Here is a 23,146-nt window from a genome sequence, read left to right on the forward strand (position 1 = left end):
CCGGACTGTTTTCCAATCCTACAAATACCTTACGCGAGCCGATATCTATACCGGCTGCATGATGATGCATCTTTTCCATCCTGTTGACTTATCGTTAATAAGCCGTGCCCGAAGGAGTGTAAAGAAAAAGACAGGCTACCCATCGGACAAACACAGTTAGTGTTGTACCATACCCTTAGACTCATTGCTTCAGAACCATACTCAGGGACAGGCAAAAATGCACTATAACTTAGACGGCCACACTGCACGGCTTTGCAAAGATAATGTCATTGAACCCTTAAAGGCCCCCGGATTTTAAAACTCAGGATGACAGCCCCTGTTTTTGATCTACAAACCTTACTCCGAGTATATGCTCCCTACCCTATCGCGCAGGTTATAGCCAGATGCCATTACTTCACCGTAGGCACCAGCTGTGCGTATGGCTATCAGATCCCCGCGGAATGATTCCGGGAACTCCACGTCTTTCTGGAAACAATCCGTACTTTCGCAGATAGGACCAACTACGTCGTATTTTATATTGGCTGCGGGTTGCGAGTTGCCGGGTTCCGGATTTTGAATTTTGAATTTTGAATTTTGACTTAAATTTTCAATCTGATGATATGCCTGGTAAAGCATAGGGCGCATCAGCTCGGTCATACCGGCATCTAACACCAGGAAGTTTTTCTTCAACCCGTTTTTCACATATAGTACCCGTGATATCAGCGATGCACTTTGGGCAACCAAGGCACGACCTAATTCAAAATGTACTTCCTGACCTGGTTTTACATTCAGGAAATTTTTGAATACCTGGAAATAGTTTTCAAAATCGGCGATGTTGCCATCAGGGCTGTAATAGTCAACACCCAGGCCACCCCCTGTATTGAGTACCTTAACCGGGAAACCGTGATCCTCGAACCAGTCTTGCATTTCGTTGATGCGGGTGCACAGGTTTTTGTATACCTCCAGATCGGTAATTTGCGAACCGATATGGAAATGGATACCTAAAAACTCCAGGTTTTTACATTGGCGTAAAGCGGTAGCCACATCGGGCAGTTGCCAGATATTGATGCCGAACTTATTCTCGTCGAGACCGGTGGTAATAAAATGGTGGGTATGGGCATCCACATTAGGATTGATGCGGATAGCCACCTTGGCTTTTTTACCTTTAGCTGCAGCCAGGCCATCGATGATGTTCAGTTCCTGTACCGACTCTACATTGAAACAAAAGATATCGGTATCCAGGCCCAGGTTTATTTCTTTGTCTGATTTTCCTACGCCGGCAAACACAATTTTACCTTTGTCAAAACCACGGTCAATAGCCGCCCTTACCTCATTACCGCTTACACAATCGGCGCCAAAACCGAAGGATTGGATCATATCCAAAACCCGCGGATTAAAGTTGGCCTTCATCGCATAATGCACATGAAAGCCATGTTTAGCCGAAGCATCGCGGGCGGCAGTAAGCGTTTGGCGTAATACCTCCAGGTCGTAATAATAGAACGGGGTATCTAAATCATTAAAGCGATTTATTGTATCTGTATTGAACATCTTGTAAAGTCAAAAATTAAAATTGTGAAGCATTCTTGAACTCCTTAAGGAAAAAACACTTCGTGAAAAATTAAAAAGTCAAAAATATTAAGCAGGGGATGAAACAAATCCGAAATCGAAACTCCGACATCCGAAATCAAAACAACCTGTTATGCAGGCTCCTCAATGTTTCTATCTTATCCTCGGTTTTTACCAGTAACGACAGGTTATGATCGCTGCCGCCGTATGATATCATCCTCAGCGGAATATGTTTTACGGCTTCAAGCACCCGTGCTGCGTAACCGTGTTTTTCGGCGCCAAAATCACCTACCACGCAAATGATGGTATGGTTCACATCCAGCTCCACCGATCCAAAGGCGTTAAGCTCCGTGGTGATCTCGCCCAGGTAAGTGGTATCATCAATGGTTAAAGACACGGCCACTTCCGAGGTGGTGATCATATCAATAGATGTTTTGTATCGCTCAAATACTTCAAACACTTTACGCAAAAAACCATGCGCTAGCAGCATCCGGCTCGATTGGATCTTGATGGCGGTAATACCATCCTTGGCAGCGATGGATTTAATCTTATCCTTTTCGCTGGTATTCGTAATTAACGTACCCTGTGCCTTTGGATCCATGGTATTGAGTAAACGCACCGGGATCTTATATTTTTGCGCCGGGAACACGCTTTGCGGATGCAGTATTTTGGCACCAAAATAAGCCAGCTCGGCAGCCTCATCAAATGACAACTGGGCAATGGGCTGTGTGCCTTTTACAATGCGCGGATCATTGTTGTGCATGCCGTCGATGTCGGTCCAGATCTGTACCTCTTCGCTGCGGATACCCGCGCCTATCAGTGATGCAGTGTAATCGCTGCCCCCGCGGCGCAGGTTGTCCACCTCGCCAAAGGCATTACGGCAAATAAAGCCCTGGGTAATAAACAGGTTTACTTCGGGATGTTTATCCAGCAGCGGGGTTAATTTTTCGGTGATATGATCAACAACGGGCTCGTTATCCTCATCTATTTTCATAAAATCAAGAGCGGGTAGCAGTACTGATGGCACACCTATCTGTTTCAGGTAAACATGATACAGTGTGGTTGATAATAATTCGCCTTGTGCCAGTATAACCTTATCCTCGATAGTAGTAAACAGGTCATTGGCCAGGTTACTGAGCACCGAAAAATGATAGTCGATAACCTCTTTGCCTTGTTTTAAAAATTCGTCATCAGTAAATAGTTCCTTGATAAACAATTCGTACTTATCCTTCAGCAGCTTAATGAGGGTTATGGCCTTTTGCTTATCGCCGGTGAGATAAGCCTGTCCAATTTCAACCAGGCTGTTGGTGGTGCCTGATACTGCCGAAAGCACAACGATCTGCCTTTCAGAGGAATTAATGATGTCGAGCAGATTTTTCATACGCGCGGGGCTACCCACCGATGTTCCGCCAAATTTTAAAACTTTCATTTTTTAGCTTGTATGTTCTATAGCATACCGGCGCTAAACAGGTGCCGGTATTTGAGGCGCTAAAAATAAGATTTTAAAATACTTATAGCTATATTAGGCTAAATTAAATGTTTAGGAAAAAGTTTTGAGATAAACCAGGGAATCTTTTTCCCTATCTTCATATCATGAAATACCTCGGCCTTATCATCGTTTTTATAAGCCTGTTCATTTGCAAAGTGTCAGCGCAAGATATACCCAAAATGGATATTAATATTTCTAAAGCCAAACGCGTAGAATTAAGAGAAATACCCAACCATATAGGCGATACTATTTGCATTTACGGGCATGTACACGATTTTAAAGTAGTAAGCGACCAAAAAATTATCGTAACTCAGATCGATTCCGCATCAAACACCCAACCGGTAACTGTTGAGATAGCTTACGGTTATCCCGAAGCTAAGCCGTATCTAATTAAACAGCTCAAAAACAACACTGTAATTATATACGGAATTGTAACCGGGAGCTATGATAAGCCTAAAGTGGTAAGCCAATTTTTTATGGCTGAGGACAAATCAGGGGAGCAGCTTGCTTTTTTCAAGGAAATGAAGGCTATGCAACGGGATACCAACAAACGTTCAAGGGCGCGGATTGTCAGTGTCGAATTACTTCCACCTGATCCTGCAAGTATAAAAAAAGAAAATTACAAGCATTTTTCGAGCAAGGTCAATAAAAAAATATGGTATTGTGATATGGTTTCGGGTAGTAAACCATCCGATGATAAAACGGCTACCGAACTATATCTGAGCGACAGTACCCTGGTGATATTGATTAAGAACAAGGTAAAGGAAAAATTTAAGGTTACTCCTGAAACCGCATTCCTGAACAAGCAGATCTGTATAAAAGGTACCGTGATTGTTTACAAAGATAAATTCGCTGTAAACATTATCAACCCTAAACAAATAGAGATACTGCCCGATCATTAAAACGCCTCGTTCAAACCCAAAAAGAACCCTTTAGAGCCGTATTTACCATAGGCATAATCCAAACACAAATTGGTACGCGTAGCCTTGTTAAACAGCACCCGTAAGCCACCGCCACCACCGGGTTGCCATACCTGGAATAGTTTGGTACCCAGCTCGTCATTGGCGGTTTGCAGGTTAAAGAAAGTAACTCCGCTGATAAAGCCATTGCGGAGTATTGGGAAACGGTATTCTACTTCGGAGTAGTTATATTGAGTACCCTTAAAATAGGTAGAGGTATATCCCCTGCCACTGCGGAAACTGCCATCGCGCGCAGTGCCCGGAAGCTCCAGGTAAGGTAAAGTACCGCCGAGTAAATACGAGCCCCAGTTCCAGAAAGCGATAACGTGTTCCGGATGACTTTCGGACAGACTAAAATATTTCCTGAAATCGGTGGTAAACTGTACCGCACTCTTAGTGCTGCCCATCCAGGTTTGATTAACACGGAAGCCAGCATCTACATAAATACCCTTGTATGCCCGGTTCTGGTTATCGCGGGTAGTGTACTGTACATTAAAAAGCAGCCCGTCTGCCGAATAATGATCCTGCGGAAGCCCATGTTGTTCGTTATAGATACGGGATGGGGTTAATTTATTAGTGGTATCCTTGGCTTCAATATTCCGGCGGATATCAAATGATACCCCCGCGCCCACAAAAAGGTTTTTCGCCACCTCTTTATAGGCCTTCTCCCTGAAATTAAAATAAAGCGATTTAAGCGTATATACTTTACGCTGCGGATCGGCCAGTATTTTATCCGCTTCAGTTCCTTCTACATTCTGGCGACCAATACCCAGTCCAAAATCGGGCGTAACCGTTTTAGCCGCTACCAGGCTACCCTGGAAGTTCCATTTATTGCCCGGCGTGTATATGTTATGGTTCACATAAAAATAAATGATGCCCTTGGTGGTGATGGAGGCCGATGTGGCCGCCACAGACAACAGCGTATTAGGATCATTCCCTAATTTACGGCCGGCCACGGCCTTGATCCCGATCTGGGAACCAATAGTGGGGTTTGCCGCCACATTAGGTATAACGGTGATACCTGATGATTTTTTCAGAACAGAATCGGGCTTTTTATGTGGATGAAGAATAGCATTTGCCAGATCGCCAATATCATATTGTTTGGATAGCGCAGCTGCCTCCTTTCTTTTAATGAGCACAGCGCTTTTTCGTAAAGAATCTTTCTTTAAAGAGTCGGTGTTAACTGTCTGACTATGGGCCCGATCGGGCATGCCCACCCACGATATCAATAGTAAAATATTAAACGCTAAATAAAATCTTCGATTTGTTATATGTTGTGTTTTCAGGATGCTAAATATTTAATTATCAATCACTAATATATTGGCTACAATTACTTTGAACTAAATTTTAAACCCCCGAACCCTTAAAATGTTTCGTATTTAAATTACACAAGGCTGTTGTAAATTGGCGAAACCAGTCGCCGGAGTTATAAATTATGAATGTAGGTTAACAATAAACCTGCCGAAAAATGCGAAGCATGGGTATTCACAGGATTTCCCGACAAGAAGTTATTTTCATTGGGGTTATCAAAATTGATATCCTGCAAATATTTATTGGTTGTGCCGTATGCTAATAACAGCCCTGCCCTGAAATTAAACTTGCGCCGCTTAAGGTTAGCCCCAAGCTGACAATGATAAATATTGTAATAAGCGATATTGCTCGACGAACCATTATCATCTTTGTAAAGGTCATTATTGGCGTAGTTAAAATCTGTATTTAATGATACAAAACCGGTTACATCGGGTCGCAGTAAATAACTCGCCCCAACCCCAAAGTTAATTACAGACCGTCTTACATCTTTAAGCTGAAGGCTTGTTTTAGCCGAAATTGCCAAAGGGATCTGGCCCTTTACAACATCCACATCACGCGGACTTATGATACTATACTCGTTTACCTTAGCAAAATATTCTGCAGCAAAATAAATTTGCCCCTTTTTATAATCATAAGCATAGCCAAAACCAATGCTCAGCGGCATTTTATAAATAGCCTTGAGCCGCTGCTGCCTGGAATTGGTTAAAAAGTTAATGGTGTCCTTATTACCAGGGTGTTCCGGATCATCGCCGGGTACTATCAGGTTATTCACCGTATTATCGCTCAATATATTTGCCCTGCTGGCTATATGCAACAGGGGCGATGTTATAGTAAGGCCAAAATGGTTTCGGCCTTCATCATAAGCCAGGCCGGTTTTAAACCTCAAACCTATGTGATAATAGGAAGCCAGGTATGATTCTTCAGCTGAGCTTAAAGGCAATAAACCTGTATTGGTATTTACATTGATCAAGGCCCTCGAGCTAGCGTCATAATCGCCGGTTTGCTTACGTAGCTGCCCTTCTGCCGATAAACCCAAGGCCCAATGATCGGATATTTTAAAACCTCCGCTTATAATACCGGTAGTTTCATTAATACTGCTCTGTTTTTTAACCTGTCCCAAAAAAGACTCGTCGCCCGGACTGTACGAATCATTAAGCACATTAAACTTGGCATCGCGCTGTTGCGTCACCTGGTAATTCATTACCGGGTTATGGATAAGGGCATACCCTAAGGTAAAAGGCTTTTTTCCTTTGAGTGAAATAGTAGCAGATACTATTTGCGGAATGATGGTAGCCGAACTTGAATTAAGATTAAGCCCGGTTCCGGCCCCATTCTTTACCCTGATATTGCTATATTGATAAATGGACCCACTAATGGATGCCGTACTTTTGTTGCTGTAAGCTAGTAACGCCGGGTTCAAAAACATCACTCCGCTGTCGCGATTAAAAGCAATCACGGCCCCCGGTGTTAAGAAGCCCGCGGGATTATAATTTGACGACCAATAGTTGGCATCCTGCGCCCTAACTCCCTGAAATAAAAATAATAAGCAGAAAAAAGTGGTAAGGATTTTTAGCATCGGGGTATTTATTTGACGTAAAAATATTATAAATTCAACCTAAGGGAAAAATATTGGCTGTTAATGTTAAACTATTTTGCCCCGACTGTTCGTTTAAACACTTTTGCCTAGCCTAAATTGCAAAGCAATCATGGTAATAATCCTCTCCAAAGGAGAGGGTTGGGCTGAGGTTTATTATTGTTTTATGAAGTCGATAACGGTTACCTTAACACTACTTTGCCTTTCCATTTTTGCGCATGCCCAGAATCTGAGCTTTAGCCAGCCTGTTAATTTTTTACCCGCCGCCCGTACTGATAAAGCTATTGATATTACCAGTTTTAAAGGCAACTACTTTGTTACCTGGAAAGAGGCGGGCCCAAGTGGCAGTATCCATGTGTGTTATGTGGGCAAACAGCACGACATCCGGCTTTTAGCAAAAGAGGCAAGTTCGGGAATAGAAAAAACCGCATTCGCGCCGGTTTTAAGAGTAACCAATAACCATATCTATGTTTTATGGCTGGGCACCGATGGATCATTAAAATATATGATCAATAACAGCGATACTACTTTTAATACGCAAGCTATCGGTACCGTGAATTTTGAAAATTCGCCCAAATTACGATCAGGCATTACGGCAACTGTGGTAAACGGCCGCATCATGATCGCATCGCATGCAGCCAATAAAAACGATATGGTTGTGGCCTTTATTGATGCTGATAATAACGGCATACTTAAACCCGCCACACTGCAAACCGTACCCAATAAAAAAAGCTCAGAGTACCCTTTTATAGTCACCCTCTCCAACAACACCGTAAGGCTTTGTTATTACAACGACCAGGGTATTTACTACACCGATCTGAATACCAATACCCAGGCCTGGACGGACCAGTCGCCGGTATCTGGTTCAAAAACCAGGGTATCGCCGGCTATCTACCACATTTTTAATACTACGCGTTTGTTTTATATCTGGAAAGACAATAAAAAGGACAATAATGTATACTACGCTACCGGCGAAGAACAAGCCAGATCATTAACCGGACACCCTCTGCCCGGCTATTTTAAAACAGCCTACCCGGTTGCTGTTTGCAAGGTTGATGCTAAAAAATTTGTGATGGCTTTTATTGGCAGCGATCAAAAACTGTACCTGAGCTTTTTCACTACCTACGACCCGGCCCGGTGGATGGAGGATACCCTTTTTCCGGCCAAAGGCGATCTTACGCTTAAAGACATTGTGATTCCCGGCTCGCATGATGCGGGCATGTCGGCATTAAATGGTACAGGTGGTAAGCAGGCCGGTTCTATCAATAACTGCAATACGCTTACGCAAAAATTAAATATAGGCCAACAGCTTAACGCGGGCATCCGGATGTTTGATTTGCGGGTGGGCTCATTTAAAAACAGTATTTATACCAAACACAGCTCATCAGATTGTATGACCGAGGCTATGGGCGGCGGTTACGGCGAACGTTTTAAGGATATCCTTGACTCCGTTAAAAACTTCCTTGACCGTAATAAAAAGGAGTTCATCATTTTAACCTTCAGCCATTTTTGCCCTAAAGAAACCTCGGCAAATGAGGTGGCTGATTATATTTTCCAGGCGTTGGGTAAAGATCGAATTTATAATAACCAGTCGAAAAGTATTGACCATATTAAGCTAAACGACCTGGCAGGTAAGGTAATCGTGACTTTTGAGCAATATGCCAGCGCCGATAAACTCATCGACTCCAACTCGATGGCCGATAAAAGCAAAACATTTCTGAACATCCGCAGGGCTTATGCAGCTACCAATCAGATCAATAAATTACTGGCCAAAGAGGAATTATTTTTCACCTCGATGAAAAGCGGCGTGAGTAATAACGACCTGATACGCCTCGACTGGCAATTGACCCAAAGCAGTGACGAAGCCGCACTGGTATGTAACGATTTTCAGGATGAGAACGTGGATCCGGTAATTAACGGCTTGATGCTGCTCACCAATGTGATCAAAAAAAACAAGAGTATCATTGACATGGCTACGGCGGGCAACAAATATCTACCGGCAAAAGTTAATGAATGGATAAGCACGGGCACCATCAACAAAAACAATAAACCCAATATTTTATATATTGACGTAGCCGGAGCCTGGGTAACTGATTATTGTATTGAACTGAATGGTACCCCGGTTTATAATTAAGGTTCCCGTACTGCACAGAATCTAAAAACGAACCAACTCAATTTGTTTTTTATAATTGCCTGGCGACATGCCCGTAACTTTTTTAAATACCTTAGAGAAGTAAAAAATATTTTCAAAACCGGTTTGCTCAGCAATTTCCGGGTAGGTCATCCGGGTGGTCACCATTAGGTATTGGGCCCGCTCAATTCTTTTTTCATGAATGTACTTTACGGGTCTTTCTCCCGTACATTGTTGAAACAGGCGCGAAAAATAATCGGTATGCTGATTGGCTTGCTGTGCCAGATGGGTTACAGACAGATCCAGGTGCAGGTTTAGCTGAATATAACTGATGGCGTTGAGGATCTTAACGGGTATGTGGCTCGTTTCCTTATGTTTAAGTATTTCCGGAGTTAAAAAGCGGGACACCAATTGCAAAAGAATGCCATTGGTTTCTATAAAAGTTGCCATGTTTTGCTGATTATTAAGCTCCTGGTATTCTTTGTAGAAGATATTTTTTTCATAAATGCGGGGATTATCGGAACGATTGATTCCCCGGCCGGGATTGATCTCCAACAAGCGTACAAAGTTCATGACATCTATTTCGCTGGTCTTTACCTTAAAGATCGACCGGTTATGGGCGAATAAGGAAATACCATCAGATGACTCCTCAAAAAACTGGATAAAATACTGCCCCATCTGATTTTGGCAGGTAAGATTACAAAAAGTGAAACTTGGTATAATGTAAAGGTAACCCGGTTCAAGTTTCAACGTGGTTGAAACATCCGAGATTTCACCTTCACCGGCATCAATATAATACAGCCTGAAATAAGGACTGATCACGTTTTTATAGTTCCATTTCGGGCCAAGTTTTACGTGATCTACATTTAATAATGTAAATGTATGTCTTAACGTTCTCTTGATCATAATTCACTGTTTACAAGTTATTTTTAATTACTATTTCTTCTACAAGAATATCCTGATACGTTATCACCCTCAGGAAACATTAAAAAAATCTTTGTGTTTTTGTCACAGCAATATTAAACAAAAAGTCGGTTTTGTATAAAAAAAAGTCCTATTAGGGTAATCATTTAGTGGTTATTTCAACTTAAGTTTGATTAACCGATTATTCATATTACAGCAGTTGCGGATAATAACCCGGATACCTCACCAAGTTTTATTGTAATTATTAAACCCATACATGAAAAGAAGAACATTAATAAAAAGTTTAGCTACAGGAATATCTTCTTTATATCTATCCAAACTTTATGGTCACAGCCTGTTGCGCTCTAATCCTACTCCTGGCATAGCCGATGGACCTTTTAAACCTGACTGGGGCTCGCTTGCTGCGTACCAGGTACCTGATTGGTTTCGCGATGCTAAGTTTGGCATATGGGCACACTGGGGGCCGCAATGCCAACCTGAACGTGGTGACTGGTATGCCCGCGGCATGTATCAGGAAGGCAGCGACCAGTATAAATACCATATCCAAAAGTATGGTCACCCCTCAAAATTTGGGTTTAAGGATGTGATCAACGAATGGAAGGCCGAGAACTGGAATCCCAGCGAACTGCTTGGTTTATATAAACGCGCCGGCGCCAAATACTTTATGGCCCTGGCCAATCATCATGATAATTTCGACCTTTACGATAGCAAATATCAAAGCTGGAACGCTACCAAACTGGGACCTAAAAAAGACCTCGTGGGCGGCTGGGCAAAAGCAGCCCGGGAACATGACCTAACCTTTGGGGTAACCGTACATGCTTCCCACCCGTGGACTTGGTATGAAGTGGCCCAACGTTCTGATAAAACGGGCCCTTACGCAGGTGTACCTTATGATGGCAAACTGACTAAAGCGGATGGTGCCGGCAAATGGTGGAACGGTTACGATCCGCAGGAACTCTATGCACAAAACCATGCGTTAAGTGAGGATAGCCTTAATGACGGCAGTATGAGCCGCCATTGGGACTGGGGCAACGGCGCCAGCGTACCGAGCAAAGCATATTGTGATAAATTTTTGAACCGGACCATAGAACTGATTGATAAATACGGCCCCGAGCTTATTTATTTTGATGATAGTGTTTTACCGCTTTGGCCGGTGAGTGATGCAGGATTGAAAATAGCGGCTCATATGTATAATACCAGTATTAAAAAGCATGGCAAGCTACAGGCGGCCCTATTTGCCAAAATGCTGGATGAACAGCAACGTAAATGTATGATATGGGATATTGAACGCGGGCAAAGCAACCAGATTGAACCCCTGCCCTGGCAAACCGATACCTGTATTGGCGGCTGGCATTATGACCGCAGGCTATTTGATAACAAAGGCTATAAAAGCGCCAAAACCGTAATACATACCCTGGTAGATGTAGTGAGTAAAAACGGCAATCTCTTATTGAATATACCCGTACGTGGTGATGGTACTATTGATAGTGAAGAGCGCGCTATTGTGGAAGGAGTTGCCGCCTGGATGCAGATTAACAGCGAGGCTATTTATGGCACCCGGCCCTGGAAAGTATTTGGTGAGGGACCAGCTATGGAATCGGCGGTGCCTATCAACGAGCAGGGTTTTAATGAGGGCAAAGGGAAACCATTTACGGCAGATGATATCCGTTTTACTACCAAAGGTCAAACGCTGTATGTTATAGCCATGGGCTGGCCCGGCGAAAAAGGCAGTCTAATCAAATCATTAGCTACCTCATCGCCGCAATTAAAAGGGAAAAAGATAACCGGAGTGAGTATACTGGGCTATAATGACAAGCTTAACTGGCAACAAAATGCCGATGGATTAAAAGTGCAGATGCCCGCACAACAACCCGGCAAAAATGCCTTGGTATTTAAAATTGAAGGTGCCGTGTAAAATTATTATTAAGCCCGTGGGGGGCAAACGGTTCTATATTTCGGATGAACATAAAAAATACGTGATCCCCATTAAATTATAAGGATCACGTACAAAATAATTGATTATTACAGCTATTTAAATGGCCAACAGATTAAATGATGTTATCTAAAATAAAAATCGACTATAGAGTTATTGGTGCCATTATTTTTTATAACCGTGTTTTTCCCCGATGGTGTAGGTCTTGCACCATCATTGGTTTGTATCCATGTAATTGGCTGATTGGTTGACCCGCTTCCAACATATTGCAGGTTCATTGATTTCATGGCAACATACTGGTCAGGCGGAAAAGAGGTATAACTACTGGCATAAGACTCCCAGCATTCTATAACTTCATTTGCCGGGTCGGGATAAGTTTGTGTATAAGTTACAGATGGATAGCCGGTAAAACCTATGGTATATTTATATGCCCCGGGAGTGGCAGAAATCTGTGTCATTACCCCTGTTACGGTTGTGCCACTGGCTATCGCCGCGCTTGCATTGGAATGGAAATACGCTCCATTTACATAACCCCAGTTTTGAACATACCAAATATGGCCATAGCCGTTATTCCAACATAAAACAGGCTGCATAAAGGCACTTCCACCGTCAGCATTATCTGCCCCGTTCCACAAAAACTGTACGGTATCCGCGCCAGCAACCGGAGCGCTGGGAACAACCCAGGATGTAGAGAATGACTGGATATTTTTTCCTGATGGCAGAGGTGAGTCAACATAATAGCCGTTACCTAAAGTACCTCCCGAACTTTGAACTGCCAGGCTTTGTGTTATAGTTTTTTTTACGGCATTATTATTTGTTGCAGGGGTAGCAGATCCATAGTCGGCCAGTATGGCTCCTGTTGTTGAATTTATTTTTTTAATATTCCCATTCATTACCGCTATTTCGGTACCTGATTCCACTAAGTGTACTTTAGAGGCAGGCACCTTTCCAAAAGGAGTTAATACAAACTCCGTTTGTTGATTTGTTGCAGCAGCAACATTGGTTTTAGCCGGATTTACTGCACCTTGTTTTTGACAGCCTGCAAATATCGACGCAAAAAGGATCCCTGCCGTAAGCAGCATGAATGAGTTTCTTTCCAACTTAGCGTTAGAATTAATTTTTTTGTGTTTCATAATGATGTTAGTAGTTTGGTTTGATTGGTTTAAAAACGCATTAACATATACTATGTATTGGCCATTTTAGTTAATTCTAAATTAACATTAAGCAACACGGGTAATTGAAAAATATTAACACAATCGTTTGTTTACCAATTAAATAGCATTACTTAACTCTATCAAACGGGCATCAGTGGTCAGAAACATCAATGTGTGAAATTGAATATTATTTTTTTTTAAAAAGTAGAAATTTAATACTAAATCTGCTTTAATTTTTATGACAGAAAGATAAACCAATGGTTAAATTGCCATTATTATAATTAAATCCAAAACAAACGTTTGCGTAATAATTTCTTGCTAAACCTGCTATAAAATCAAACACTGACCACAGTACTGGTTATAGCGGATATTTTTAAGCGCTTAGAGCTGATTAGCATGTTTGCTATCCTCAATGGAGTAGAATGAAATATTTATCTATCTGAACACGTTTTCCTTTACCAAAAACAGCGGCAACGAACCATGATCTAACACCCGGGAATGAAAATCTTTGATATTAAAATTCTTGCCCTGTTTCTTCTGCAATTCTTCTTTCCAGTGTAATATTTGCAGGGCGCCATATTTATAGGTTACTACCTGCGCGGGCCAACGCCTGATACGGGCTATTTCGCGTTGGGCAATATCATCCTGGTTACGAATGTTTTTTTTCCAGAAGGCAAGGGCCTGCGCGTCGGTCCAACCGTAGTAATTTAATCCAACATCAAGCGGTACACGTACGGATCGTACCATATCCCACTCCCATTTGCCCAGTTCGTCGTAAGGGGTTTGGTATACGCCTAATTGCTTGCCCAGCTCCTCGATATAGGCGGCCCAGCCTTCGGCAAAGCCCATATAAAAGAAAAGCTGTTGAACGGCAGATGTTTTGGTTTGGCCTACTATACTTGATTGATAATGATGACCCGGTACCGCTTCATGTATAAAAAGCCAATCAACCTGCCGTTTATTGTAAGGTTTATCAAAAAGGTTATAATAAAAAGTGTCGTTATCATAATAGCCCGGCGTTTGGGCAAGTTGCTTAGCGGCCCCCTTTTCTATTTTTAGCGGACGGATATTCGTATTGTTAAAAAGCTTGGGTAAGTTGGTATATACAATGGCTTTGGTATGCTCAAACGCCTGCTGTACCTTAGCTGGATCTTTTTCAAAAAAGGAGGAGTCATTTAAATGCTTGTAAAAAGCATCTTCACTTAAACCGGTTTGCGCCCTGATAGCCTCTATATGTTTTTGCACCCTGCTTACTTCAGTAAGGCCAAACTGGTATATCTGATCGGGCGTTACATCAGCATTTACCCAGCGCTTTAATAAATAAGCATACCAGGCTTTGCCATTGGGTATATTGATGATTCCGCCTGCAGGTATCTGCGCCGGTTTTTGTTTGAGCCAGTCCTGTTCCAACACGAGGCGTTCCAGGTTGAGTTCGCTCTCATAATCAATCAGTGCGTAATCAGTTTTTTGTGAAGGGTTTAGCTCTGCGGGGCTATAATTGCCGAGCTCCGCCCGTACGGACTTGAAAAAAACAAGCTGTTTTTGCAAGGCCTCTGCCGAACCAATGTGCTCCAGCCCGGTTACATAACTCAGGTCAAGCTCCGGCAGATTGAGTGCTTTGTAACCACTCACAAATTTGCTGCAAAAAGCATCGAAGTTTTGTTGCTTATTGATATGGAATAAAGAAAGTATGCAAAGGCTGATAGTGGCTATAAAGGTCTTCATGATCTAATGATCAGAAATTGGCTCTTTTGTTACACGGGCTTAATTAATTTAACCGGTGTATTCATTACAAAGTCAACACTACTTATCATCCTCCGTCGTCTCCTTCAACTCATCTTCCTTCTTCGCTTTGCCCATTTTTATTTTAGGGTTTTCCTGGGTGCCGGTGATGGTCATCGGGATGCCGAATATACCGAATGGAGGTAGTCCAAGCCTGAATTGCAGGTTCAGTTTGCCATCCAGGCTTACCTGGCCTTCAAACCTCGGCCTGAAACCGGCCATACGCATTTTGGTACGCTCAATGGTCATGATATTATTGGCGATGGTGCTTTTGATATCCACTTTAGAAACATCACCCTTGGCCAGGCTATCGTGCCCGGTTTGTTTGCCAACCGCACTGAACAGCTTAAAGCCATACAGTTTCACCTTTTTAACCGAAAGCACGCCACCGCCTTTTATGGAGGGGTAAATGGGCCTCATATCACCGTTCAACTTACCGTTCAGCTTATAATCCAACGATACGATGCCTTGCACATGCGCGGCGGATGAAGCCATATCATGAAACATTTTTACTTCCTTGTAAGCACGTTGTATATCAAATTCTTTGGCGTTGATATGGTAATCAAAATAGGCCTTTTGCGGTGTGGTACTGCCATAAGTAGCGTCCATCACCACTGGTGCACCTATCAGGGTAAAGCCGGTTTGTTTAAGGATGATCTGTCCATTGCTGATGCTCATTTGGCCTTTGGCATCGCTGATATCCAGGCCCATGTATTTTACCTTTTTCACGTTGGCGGTAAAATCCAGGTTGAGGTTGGCAGGCACCAGGATAACCCCGTTTGATTTAGTTGGGGTAGGTTTGGCAGAAGCTGGTGTACCTGCGAAGGCCATAAAATCATCAGCAATGATCAGGTCGCTTTGCAGGTTAAACTGCCCTTTGAGTGGAGCATTGGGTTTGATGGCATAATCAATCACATTTGACAGCGCGCCATTCAAAACAATTACTGATTTGCCATAGTTTGCGGTAAACTGATCAAACTTCATCTTATCCTGGTTAAAGCTAAACAAACCCGTTTTGATCAGGAAGGGTTTGGGAAATAATTCCGACCGGAGCGTAATATCCCTCACTTTCATGGTGCCAGAGTTACCTAACAGGTTATACCTACCTGCAAGAGCGTCACTTTGTTTACCCTTCAACGAAAAGTTGGTGCTGATAAAGCCTTTTACATCATAGCCTTTCATAGCAAATACTTTATAAATCTTGCCGATATCCAATTGCCCGCGCGAGGCTATACGGTAGTTCAAATCGTCAAAATTATGCAGATCGGCTTTCAGCATAAAAGGCTGTCCTTCAAAATTAAAAGACACCGGTTTGATGTTTACTTTCAATCCCTTTAATGAAGTGGAGGTGTTGGTAATATTGGCACTCACCTGTATATCCTTCACTGGGTGCGGATAGTATTTGGTTTGAATATAGCCGTTCTTCAATTCCAGTTTGGCATCGGTAACCGGAAATATCCGGCGTGCAGGAATGTACCTGCCTTTGATCTGCAAATTGGCGTCCAGGTCGCCGCGGACATCCATCCCGCTATCGGCAGGCAAAAATTGCTTCACATCACTTAGATGGAATTTTGTTTGAAGCCCCGCGTCAATCATAGCCCCGGCAGTATTGCTCAGTTTTAAGTATCCTTTTAAATAGTTATTAAGCGCAATTGCGTTCAGGTTGTCCACCTGCAAGGTGGCATGAGCTATATCATGATCGGGGCAGGCGGCATTCAGGTTAAAGCTGATATTTTTAAGCGCTTCGGGCAGGTTGGCGTATTTGATATACCCATCTGTAAATTTAGAATGCAGTGTAAATTTAGGAATACTGGTGATCACTGTTTCCGTCTTTGGCCGTAAGCCCCCGGTTCTTTTTAGTCCTTTGGTATATTTCCCTTCTGCCAGCAGGTGCAACGAGTAACGCCCTTTCAGATCAACCGCTTTAACGCCAAAAGCACGATTCCATTTTTGCAGGTCGATCTCGGTATTGATCTTGGCGAAAATCTGCGGCTCCTTGATACCTTTTACCTTGATCACCGAGCCAAAATAATCTTTACCGATGTTAAAATATATCGAATCTACATTCAGATTCAAACTATCTGGATTGAGCCCCGGCAATTTAGCATCCATATTGATGAACAGGTTTTTTACCGGCTCGGGGGTACTTTTGTTCACAATAGCACCATCGCGTACCTTCATGTTAAAAGTAAAGTCGGGCATGATGTTTTTGGAGGCGATGTATTTACCGGTAAGCGCAATCTGGATATTGCCGTTGCCACTGATATCCATGTTGTCTACATATTTCTCATATTCGGCTGGCAGAGCAGTAAAAATATCCCCCAGGTCGTTCTGGTCAGAGGTGATGCGGAAATCCATATCATAACCCTCTTTCAGGAACTCAAACCGGCCCTTAAATTTAACCGGCAGCTTATTAATGAGCAGATCGTTTTTCTGAAAGGCAAAAGCCAATGATTTGGTGTTGATGCTGGTGACTAGGTCGGCATTTACTTTTTTATGATGAACATAGCTTTTACCACCATAAATAAAGTCGACAGAGGCTGCCGCGATATGGCTCGACAGATCAAAAACATCCTTACTCAGGTCGCCGCTGCCTTTATAATTAAAACCGCTGGCGCCAATTTGCATGGGTACCGACTTATCATCATACACCAACCGGCTTTTTTCGATCAGTATCTGTTCAATACCTAAAGACGCGCTACTGGTGTCAGCCGCATTCGCAGGTTTGTTATCCTTTGATTTGTATACGTTGTAGTTGGCTTTACCGCTGCTATCAACCTGGATGTTGATAACCGCCTGGCTAAGGTATATTTTATTGATTTTGATCTTGGTTTTAAATACCGACGAAAGATCTATCGCCAGTGAAACCTCTTTGGCGGCAACCAGGGTATCATTCTGGAAAGGTGCACTGCCATCTAACAAAAAATCATTTAACGTAAGGGTAAGTGCCGGGAATCTTTTAAAGAACGACAAGCGCGTGCTGGTAAAATTCAGTCTACCGTAGATGCTGCCTCCCGCCCATTGTTTGATCTTGTTGGTTATGGTTTGCGGGAAGAGATAGGGTAGCAGAAACATCAGCAGCAATAAACTTACCACTGTAATACCGCTTATTTTAAGCGTTTTAAATATAATTTTTTTGACGGGCATCGGCATAAAAATAATTGCAGATAAGGAGCTATGAAGATAAGGATAAAGGATAAAAGCCAAACGCCGTGGGTAAAATAATTATTAAGCTTTTTTTTGGTAAAATGTTTTAACTGATGATTAAATGCATAAATATTATTCAACCGGTGTATCGAATACACCTTTTTTAGCGTATGGTATATTGTCGGTACTATAAGTTCCTTGTCCCCATTACGGGCCCCCTCTAAAGGGCCCGGGGGCAGGGATATTTTATAACGAACAGTTCCAACTTAAAAGCTCGGTTGTAATAACCAATTGATCAGGGAATTAGAATGATCTTCCCGGTGCTTTGTTTGCTTTCCATATACTCATGGGCCAGTTTGCCATCGGCCAATTTAAAAGCTGTGGGAGCCTGCAACACCAGTTGTCCCGAGGATATCCAGTTAAATAATACGCCCGAGCGTTTGATCCTTTCTTCTTTCGAATCGAGATAACTCCAAAGATCGCCTCCTGTAATAGTTTGCGAACGATCCATCAATAGCTCTAAAGATGGCGACGGCTGCGGTAAACCTCCGGCTTTTCCGTATAACACTACTGTACCTAATACCCGGGTTACCGCAAGGCTATCATTCAGGGTACTTGCCACGCTATCATAGGTTACATCTACGCCTTTGCCGCTGGTGTAATCCAACACTTTTTCTTTCCAATTGTCCTGGTATAAAAAGACGGTATCTGCCCCGGCGGCAAGCGCAGCTGTTTTTTTTGGTTCCGAAGATGTAAGACCGATAACCTTTGCACCAAGCAGTTTACATATTTGCGTAAGCAATTGCCCAACACCTCCGGCTACCGCGTGCAACAATACTGTTTCGCCGGGCTTAACCTGATGGCTGTCTGTTGCCAGGTAATGCGCCGTCATACCCTGTAAAAGAATAGCAGCGGCTGTCTCAAAGCTTATTTCGGCAGGTAAAGGAATAGCGTGGGTTACCGGAACAGCAACCAGTTCGGCATTGGCAAAAGGTACATCGCCAAAACTCACCCTATCACCCGGTTTAAAATGCGGATGACCATTATTGTCTGCTACTATACCAGCGCCTTCGTAACCTGCAATATAAGGTGGCTCGCCCAGCAGGTGATAATTGCCTTTGCGTCTTTCGGTATCAGAAAAATTCAGGCCGATGGCTTTCATTTCAACCAATATATCCCCGGTTTTTAATACAGGTGGGGCGATCTCCTGATATTGAAGAACGCCAGGGTCGCCAAAAGCGGAAAATGTTAATGCTTTCATATCATCTAATATCTATCTTTTTCGGGTCATCCATTTAACATGGCCTATAATTCAACATAAACAGACAATAGCATGATATTTTGAAGAGCCCCCCGCCCCCCGAACGTAACATTTAATTTACAGATAAAATTTCAATCATCTGTAGCATTCTTACCTATGGGCTACGTAAGGTTGAGTATATGTTTATCTCTACAACAATTAATTTTATGAAATACGTTCAACAAAATTTAAAAAGGCGGGCAGGCATAGTCGGGATGATATGTTTGCTGGCTGTACTGCTGACCTCCTGCTTAAAAAATCATGATAATGACTATGTTGATCCCCCGGTAGCATTTTTATCGGTGATTAACGCTTCGCCGGATTCACAGCCTGTAAATTTCTTTTTGGATCAGAACCGCGCCAATGATTTCCCCATTAATTATGGGCACGGGATCGATTACATTAGGGCTTTTCCGGGCAAAAGGGTCGCCAGCTTTTATATAGCGGGCACTCAGCAAAAGCTTAAAGCAGATACCATAAACCTTACTGCTCAAAAATTCTATTCGATGTATTTGGCCAATGTAGCCGCAACTCCGGATATGATATTAATCAGCGACTCGATAAGTCGCCCGGATGCAGGCAAAGCCACTATTCGCCTGGTAAATGTTAGCCCGGATGCCGGTGCGGTTGACCTGGGGATAAAAGCAGGGGCCTTACTGGCCAGCAACCAGGCCTATAAAGGAGCCTCGGTTTTTACACCAATACAAGGCAACAGTACCTATACGCTGGAAGTTCGTAAAGCAGGAACTACCACCGTTTTGGCTACATTGCAGGACGTACAACTAAACAGCGCCTCGGTATATACGATATGGCTACAGGGGCTAGCCGCAGCTACCGATCAAAAGAAGCTTAGCGCAAACATACAAACCAACGCCTTTTACTATTAATGAAACCTTTCAAATAAAATAAAAAGCCTCTGCACTGTATTGCAGAGGCTTTTTATTTTAAGGCATATCCTTATTTTTAAATATTCAAAACTCACCTAAAAATCAAGACTTTGATTAAACTTCATGGGGGCTTTTGAGTCTAAACAACACAAACTATTTAACCTATGAAAACATTACTTATCATTTGTGCGGCGATAGCTTTATTATCGTCATGCAGCACCTATCAAATGAATACACTCAGCAGCACCAACACCGTTCATAACGAACAAACCGGTGAGTTTAAACTGGAGAACGATTCCGTAAAGATCCTCTACTCTTTCGCCGGCGAAAATGTGCCCATCCGCATCAATATTTATAACAAACTCAACGAACCTATTTATGCCGACTGGGAACGCTCTGCCTTTGTTATGAATAAAAAAAGCACCAGTTATGCCGATGGCGTTTTACAGGTAAACGGAACGGTATCCTCAACATCCATAGGCCGGGGAATCCGGTACTCTGATGGCAGTATCAACGCACAAGTAACCTTGCCCCAGAATTTAACTTTTATTCCTCCTCATTCTCAGATCAATAAAACCATTACCAATGTAGATAGCCGGGAATTCCAGTACATTGCTGATACGCTTTTTGCCAAATCGGAAGTACCATCGGGTTTTGGCGGCAACGATCTCAAAGTAAAAATGGCTAAGTTTGAAAAGGACAACAGTCCTTTGGTTTTCAAAAGCTATTTAACGTTGTATACCCTTAATAACAGCGTGCAAAAGCTCATCACCTATCAGAATGATTTTTATGTTTCTGAGGCCTTCAGGTCATCCCTCGGTCCCGAAAACTTCGCAAACTTCGGAGATAACAGGGGCGATCATTTTTATATCAAGGTAACCGACTAAATTCAATTTACTCGGGCTAAGCTATCTTCTTCAATTATTAGTATCTATCAACTTCATCCCAAAGGGACGATACAACAGCGTCCCTTACCTACCCTTCCCTCTCTATCAGCCAGTATAAGGGCGCCAGACTAGTGCCAATTTCGCTTACTCTTATGACAAATTCCCGAAATTTTAATCCACAAACATTTATCATTTTTATAAACCATTATATACTAATTTATTAAAAACCCAGATTAATAGTAACCATGTACCCGGCGGTAAATTGCCAGGTGCCTGCCCCAATTATTTAAAAATACGTTATGCCCCACTATCGTGCTTATTCGGATAAAGAATTGGCCTGTCTGTTAAATGATAGTGATGAAGCGGCATTTACAGAAATTTATAACCGGTTTTATGGCATGCTCTACCGGCATGCGTACAAAAGTTTGCCTGACCCCGAAGCGGTAAAAGATGTGCTCCAGGAGGTCTTTGTGTATTTATGGAACAACCGTGTGAACATAAATCCGGAAGATAATCTTGCTGCTTACCTCTACACATCGGTTCGAAATAAGGTATTAAATAACTTCAGGCATCTGAAAATTAAAAATGATTATATCACTTCCTTTCAAAATTACCTGGATACTGGCAAGCAGCCTGAAGCGGATGAGACTATACGCATAAAACAACTCATCGCTATAGTGGAAGCAGAAGTAGCCATGCTCCCTCCACAAATGCGGCTTATATTTCAAATGAGCCGGAACAACAATTTTTCACACCAGGAAATAGCCGATCAACTCAACATCAGTGTACTAACCGTAAGAAAACAGGTTAATAACTCCTTGAAAATTTTAAGGTTAAAGCTAGGAAGTAAGTTTTTTTTACTTTTTTTCTAATTCCTCTACTCCCTACGCCTTCCTGAAGTGCATATAGCGTAATAAGGGTACTCGCCCCTTTACCAATTATGTCAAAAAAGGACGCAACAGATCTATTAAACCGATACCGTAACGGCCAGGTATCTGGAGAAGAAAAAGCTTTGGTTGAAAGCTGGTATGCAGATTATACCCAAAACGCTGCTACTCCGGAAATTGATGATCAGGAGCTGGAAAATAATCGCGAAGAAATTCTCCGGCGTATTATGTCTGAGATGCCGGGCCAACGGAAAATTAATTACCGGCGACTGATCAGCATTGCCGCCCTTGTTATTTTGTTGATATATATAAGCGTGTTGTTTGTAGAGCAACGGAAACCCCATCGGGATCAGCCAGCTTTAGTGGCGAAAAAAGACAATAATAATTTACTGCCGGGTGGTAATAAAGCCACTCTGATTTTATCCAGTGGCAGCTCCATCAACCTAAACGACACCAAAAACGGGGCTTTAGCTAACGAAAAAGGTATAGTTATTCATAAAAACGCGAATGGCCGCATCACTTATGATCAAGCCGGGCACAATACAACCCAAGAAGCCAATGTATTTAACACCGTTGTTACTCCAAAAGGAGGGCAATACCAGCTTGTTTTAAGTGATGGAACCAAAGTTTGGCTAAACGCCGCATCCACCCTAAAATACCCGGTAATCTTCACTGGCACAAAGCGGGAAATAGAACTTTCGGGCGAGGCCTATTTTGAAGTTACTCATGATCAGCATAAACCATTCCGGATAATATCAAACGGCCAAACTGTTGAGGTTTTGGGTACTCATTTTAATGTGAATGCCTATCCTGATGAAAAAGTGACCCGCACCACATTGCTGGAAGGCAGTGTTAAAGTATTGGCCGGTGAAACGAGCAGCCAAATAAAGCCAGGTGAACAGGTTCAATTCAAAGATGGTCATTTAGCAGTATCACAAGCAGATATAGAAGAAGCCATAGCCTGGAAAAAAGGATTCTTTTATTTTAAGGACGATGATATTCAAACGGTTATGCGGCAGCTTTCCCGCTGGTATGATGTATCTGTAAAATACGAAGGGCAAATTTCCACAAGGGAATTTTCAGGTCAAATGAACAAAAACATCACTGCTGCACAACTTATGCATATTTTAAGTTTTGAGCAAATTCATTACCGGATAGAAGACAGAACCATCATTATTATGCCTTAAACCCAATTATTTATTTAATCTATATATAT

At 42.5% G+C, this 23,146-nt stretch carries 16 protein-coding genes; 7 read left to right on the forward strand and 9 right to left on the reverse strand.

Features of this window, described 5'->3' with window-relative positions; translation table 11 throughout:
- Nucleotides 1-336 precede the first annotated feature (336 nt).
- Together lysA and BW976_RS14385 are read right to left on the reverse strand one after the other, a co-directional pair.
- Nucleotides 337-1,527 (reverse strand): diaminopimelate decarboxylase, encoded by a 1,191-nt coding sequence (gene lysA / locus BW976_RS14380; RefSeq protein ID WP_076374015.1) that lies wholly within the window; start codon nucleotides 1,525-1,527, stop codon nucleotides 337-339.
- A gap of 136 nt (nucleotides 1,528-1,663) precedes the next feature.
- Nucleotides 1,664-2,974, reverse strand: coding sequence for an aspartate kinase (locus tag BW976_RS14385; protein ID WP_076374016.1), 1,311 nt, complete (start codon nucleotides 2,972-2,974; stop codon nucleotides 1,664-1,666).
- A gap of 239 nt (nucleotides 2,975-3,213) precedes the next feature.
- Between BW976_RS14385 and BW976_RS14390 the strand changes: the two genes are divergently transcribed.
- The gene (locus BW976_RS14390) at nucleotides 3,214-3,936 is read left to right on the forward strand and encodes a hypothetical protein (RefSeq protein WP_139332306.1); all 723 of its coding nucleotides are present in this window, start codon (nucleotides 3,214-3,216) and stop codon (nucleotides 3,934-3,936) included.
- Here the strand turns inward: BW976_RS14390 and BW976_RS14395 are convergent.
- A complete protein-coding gene (locus BW976_RS14395; RefSeq protein ID WP_076374018.1) occupies nucleotides 3,933-5,204 on the reverse strand; it encodes a BamA/TamA family outer membrane protein in 1,272 nt (423 codons plus the stop codon). The genes BW976_RS14390 and BW976_RS14395 overlap by 4 nt on opposite strands.
- Nucleotides 5,205-5,419: 215 nt before the next feature.
- Complete coding sequence (locus BW976_RS14400; protein ID WP_076374019.1) at nucleotides 5,420-6,880, reverse strand: hypothetical protein; 1,461 nt, start codon at nucleotides 6,878-6,880, stop codon at nucleotides 5,420-5,422.
- Nucleotides 6,881-7,010: 130 nt separating this feature from the next.
- On the opposite strand from BW976_RS14400, the gene BW976_RS14405 reads away from it, so the two are divergent.
- Complete coding sequence (locus BW976_RS14405; protein ID WP_076374020.1) at nucleotides 7,011-9,032, forward strand: phosphatidylinositol-specific phospholipase C domain-containing protein; 2,022 nt, start codon at nucleotides 7,011-7,013, stop codon at nucleotides 9,030-9,032.
- A 21-nt stretch (nucleotides 9,033-9,053) separates the two neighbouring features.
- Here BW976_RS14405 and BW976_RS14410 read toward each other — a convergent pair whose 3' ends face one another.
- On the reverse strand, nucleotides 9,054-9,935 hold the full coding sequence (locus BW976_RS14410) for a helix-turn-helix domain-containing protein (RefSeq protein ID WP_076374021.1): 882 nt from the start codon (nucleotides 9,933-9,935) through the stop codon (nucleotides 9,054-9,056).
- 274 nt (nucleotides 9,936-10,209) lie between these two features.
- Here BW976_RS14410 and BW976_RS14415 point away from each other — a divergent pair, with 274 nt between their 5' ends.
- Nucleotides 10,210-11,868 carry an alpha-L-fucosidase gene (locus BW976_RS14415; RefSeq protein WP_076374022.1) on the forward strand — a complete coding sequence of 553 codons (1,659 nt, stop codon included), beginning with the start codon at nucleotides 10,210-10,212 and terminating at the stop codon, nucleotides 11,866-11,868.
- Between the two features lie 143 nt (nucleotides 11,869-12,011).
- On the opposite strand, the gene BW976_RS14420 is transcribed toward BW976_RS14415, so the two are convergent.
- From BW976_RS14420 to BW976_RS14435, 4 genes are all read right to left on the reverse strand, one after another.
- Nucleotides 12,012-13,019, reverse strand: coding sequence for a hypothetical protein (locus BW976_RS14420; protein ID WP_076374023.1), 1,008 nt, complete (start codon nucleotides 13,017-13,019; stop codon nucleotides 12,012-12,014).
- Nucleotides 13,020-13,475: 456 nt separating this feature from the next.
- Nucleotides 13,476-14,765, reverse strand: a complete 1,290-nt coding sequence (locus BW976_RS14425) for a DUF885 domain-containing protein (RefSeq protein WP_076374024.1) — start codon at nucleotides 14,763-14,765, stop codon at nucleotides 13,476-13,478.
- A 78-nt stretch (nucleotides 14,766-14,843) separates the two neighbouring features.
- Nucleotides 14,844-17,969 (reverse strand): AsmA family protein, encoded by a 3,126-nt coding sequence (locus BW976_RS14430; protein WP_076374025.1) that lies wholly within the window; start codon nucleotides 17,967-17,969, stop codon nucleotides 14,844-14,846.
- Between the two features lie 295 nt (nucleotides 17,970-18,264).
- Nucleotides 18,265-19,230 (reverse strand): quinone oxidoreductase family protein, encoded by a 966-nt coding sequence (locus BW976_RS14435; protein ID WP_076374026.1) that lies wholly within the window; start codon nucleotides 19,228-19,230, stop codon nucleotides 18,265-18,267.
- Between the two features lie 206 nt (nucleotides 19,231-19,436).
- Between BW976_RS14435 and BW976_RS14440 the strand changes: the two genes are divergently transcribed.
- The 4 genes from BW976_RS14440 to BW976_RS14455 all read left to right on the forward strand — a co-directional run bounded on the left by BW976_RS14440 (nucleotide 19,437) and on the right by BW976_RS14455 (nucleotide 23,117).
- Nucleotides 19,437-20,156, forward strand: a complete 720-nt coding sequence (locus BW976_RS14440; RefSeq protein WP_175614110.1) for a DUF4397 domain-containing protein — start codon at nucleotides 19,437-19,439, stop codon at nucleotides 20,154-20,156.
- 164 nt (nucleotides 20,157-20,320) lie between these two features.
- Nucleotides 20,321-21,043 (forward strand): hypothetical protein, encoded by a 723-nt coding sequence (locus BW976_RS14445; RefSeq protein WP_076374028.1) that lies wholly within the window; start codon nucleotides 20,321-20,323, stop codon nucleotides 21,041-21,043.
- A 299-nt stretch (nucleotides 21,044-21,342) separates the two neighbouring features.
- Nucleotides 21,343-21,915, forward strand: a complete 573-nt coding sequence (locus tag BW976_RS14450; RefSeq protein ID WP_076374029.1) for an RNA polymerase sigma-70 factor — start codon at nucleotides 21,343-21,345, stop codon at nucleotides 21,913-21,915.
- A 68-nt stretch (nucleotides 21,916-21,983) separates the two neighbouring features.
- Nucleotides 21,984-23,117 (forward strand): FecR family protein, encoded by a 1,134-nt coding sequence (locus BW976_RS14455; protein WP_076374030.1) that lies wholly within the window; start codon nucleotides 21,984-21,986, stop codon nucleotides 23,115-23,117.
- Nucleotides 23,118-23,146: the final 29 nt, after the last annotated feature.

Origin of the sequence: Mucilaginibacter lappiensis (genome assembly GCF_900155965.1) — a bacterium.
GTDB lineage: Bacteria > Bacteroidota > Bacteroidia > Sphingobacteriales > Sphingobacteriaceae > Mucilaginibacter > Mucilaginibacter lappiensis.

What these genes read in the sequence shown, in the direction of transcription:
- lysA (WP_076374015.1), bottom strand. Translation starts at nt 1,527, where the DNA reads ATGTTCAATACAGATACAATAAATCGCTTTAATGATTTAGATACCCCG.
- BW976_RS14385 (WP_076374016.1), bottom strand. Translation starts at nt 2,974, where the DNA reads ATGAAAGTTTTAAAATTTGGCGGAACATCGGTGGGTAGCCCCGCGCGT.
- BW976_RS14390 (WP_139332306.1), top strand. Translation starts at nt 3,214, where the DNA reads ATGGATATTAATATTTCTAAAGCCAAACGCGTAGAATTAAGAGAAATA.
- BW976_RS14395 (WP_076374018.1), bottom strand. Translation starts at nt 5,204, where the DNA reads ATGCCCGATCGGGCCCATAGTCAGACAGTTAACACCGACTCTTTAAAG.
- BW976_RS14400 (WP_076374019.1), bottom strand. Translation starts at nt 6,880, where the DNA reads ATGCTAAAAATCCTTACCACTTTTTTCTGCTTATTATTTTTATTTCAG.
- BW976_RS14405 (WP_076374020.1), top strand. Translation starts at nt 7,011, where the DNA reads ATGGTAATAATCCTCTCCAAAGGAGAGGGTTGGGCTGAGGTTTATTAT.
- BW976_RS14410 (WP_076374021.1), bottom strand. Translation starts at nt 9,935, where the DNA reads ATGATCAAGAGAACGTTAAGACATACATTTACATTATTAAATGTAGAT.
- BW976_RS14415 (WP_076374022.1), top strand. Translation starts at nt 10,210, where the DNA reads ATGAAAAGAAGAACATTAATAAAAAGTTTAGCTACAGGAATATCTTCT.
- BW976_RS14420 (WP_076374023.1), bottom strand. Translation starts at nt 13,019, where the DNA reads ATGAAACACAAAAAAATTAATTCTAACGCTAAGTTGGAAAGAAACTCA.
- BW976_RS14425 (WP_076374024.1), bottom strand. Translation starts at nt 14,765, where the DNA reads ATGAAGACCTTTATAGCCACTATCAGCCTTTGCATACTTTCTTTATTC.
- BW976_RS14430 (WP_076374025.1), bottom strand. Translation starts at nt 17,969, where the DNA reads ATGCCCGTCAAAAAAATTATATTTAAAACGCTTAAAATAAGCGGTATT.
- BW976_RS14435 (WP_076374026.1), bottom strand. Translation starts at nt 19,230, where the DNA reads ATGAAAGCATTAACATTTTCCGCTTTTGGCGACCCTGGCGTTCTTCAA.
- BW976_RS14440 (WP_175614110.1), top strand. Translation starts at nt 19,437, where the DNA reads ATGAAATACGTTCAACAAAATTTAAAAAGGCGGGCAGGCATAGTCGGG.
- BW976_RS14445 (WP_076374028.1), top strand. Translation starts at nt 20,321, where the DNA reads ATGAAAACATTACTTATCATTTGTGCGGCGATAGCTTTATTATCGTCA.
- BW976_RS14450 (WP_076374029.1), top strand. Translation starts at nt 21,343, where the DNA reads ATGCCCCACTATCGTGCTTATTCGGATAAAGAATTGGCCTGTCTGTTA.
- BW976_RS14455 (WP_076374030.1), top strand. Translation starts at nt 21,984, where the DNA reads ATGTCAAAAAAGGACGCAACAGATCTATTAAACCGATACCGTAACGGC.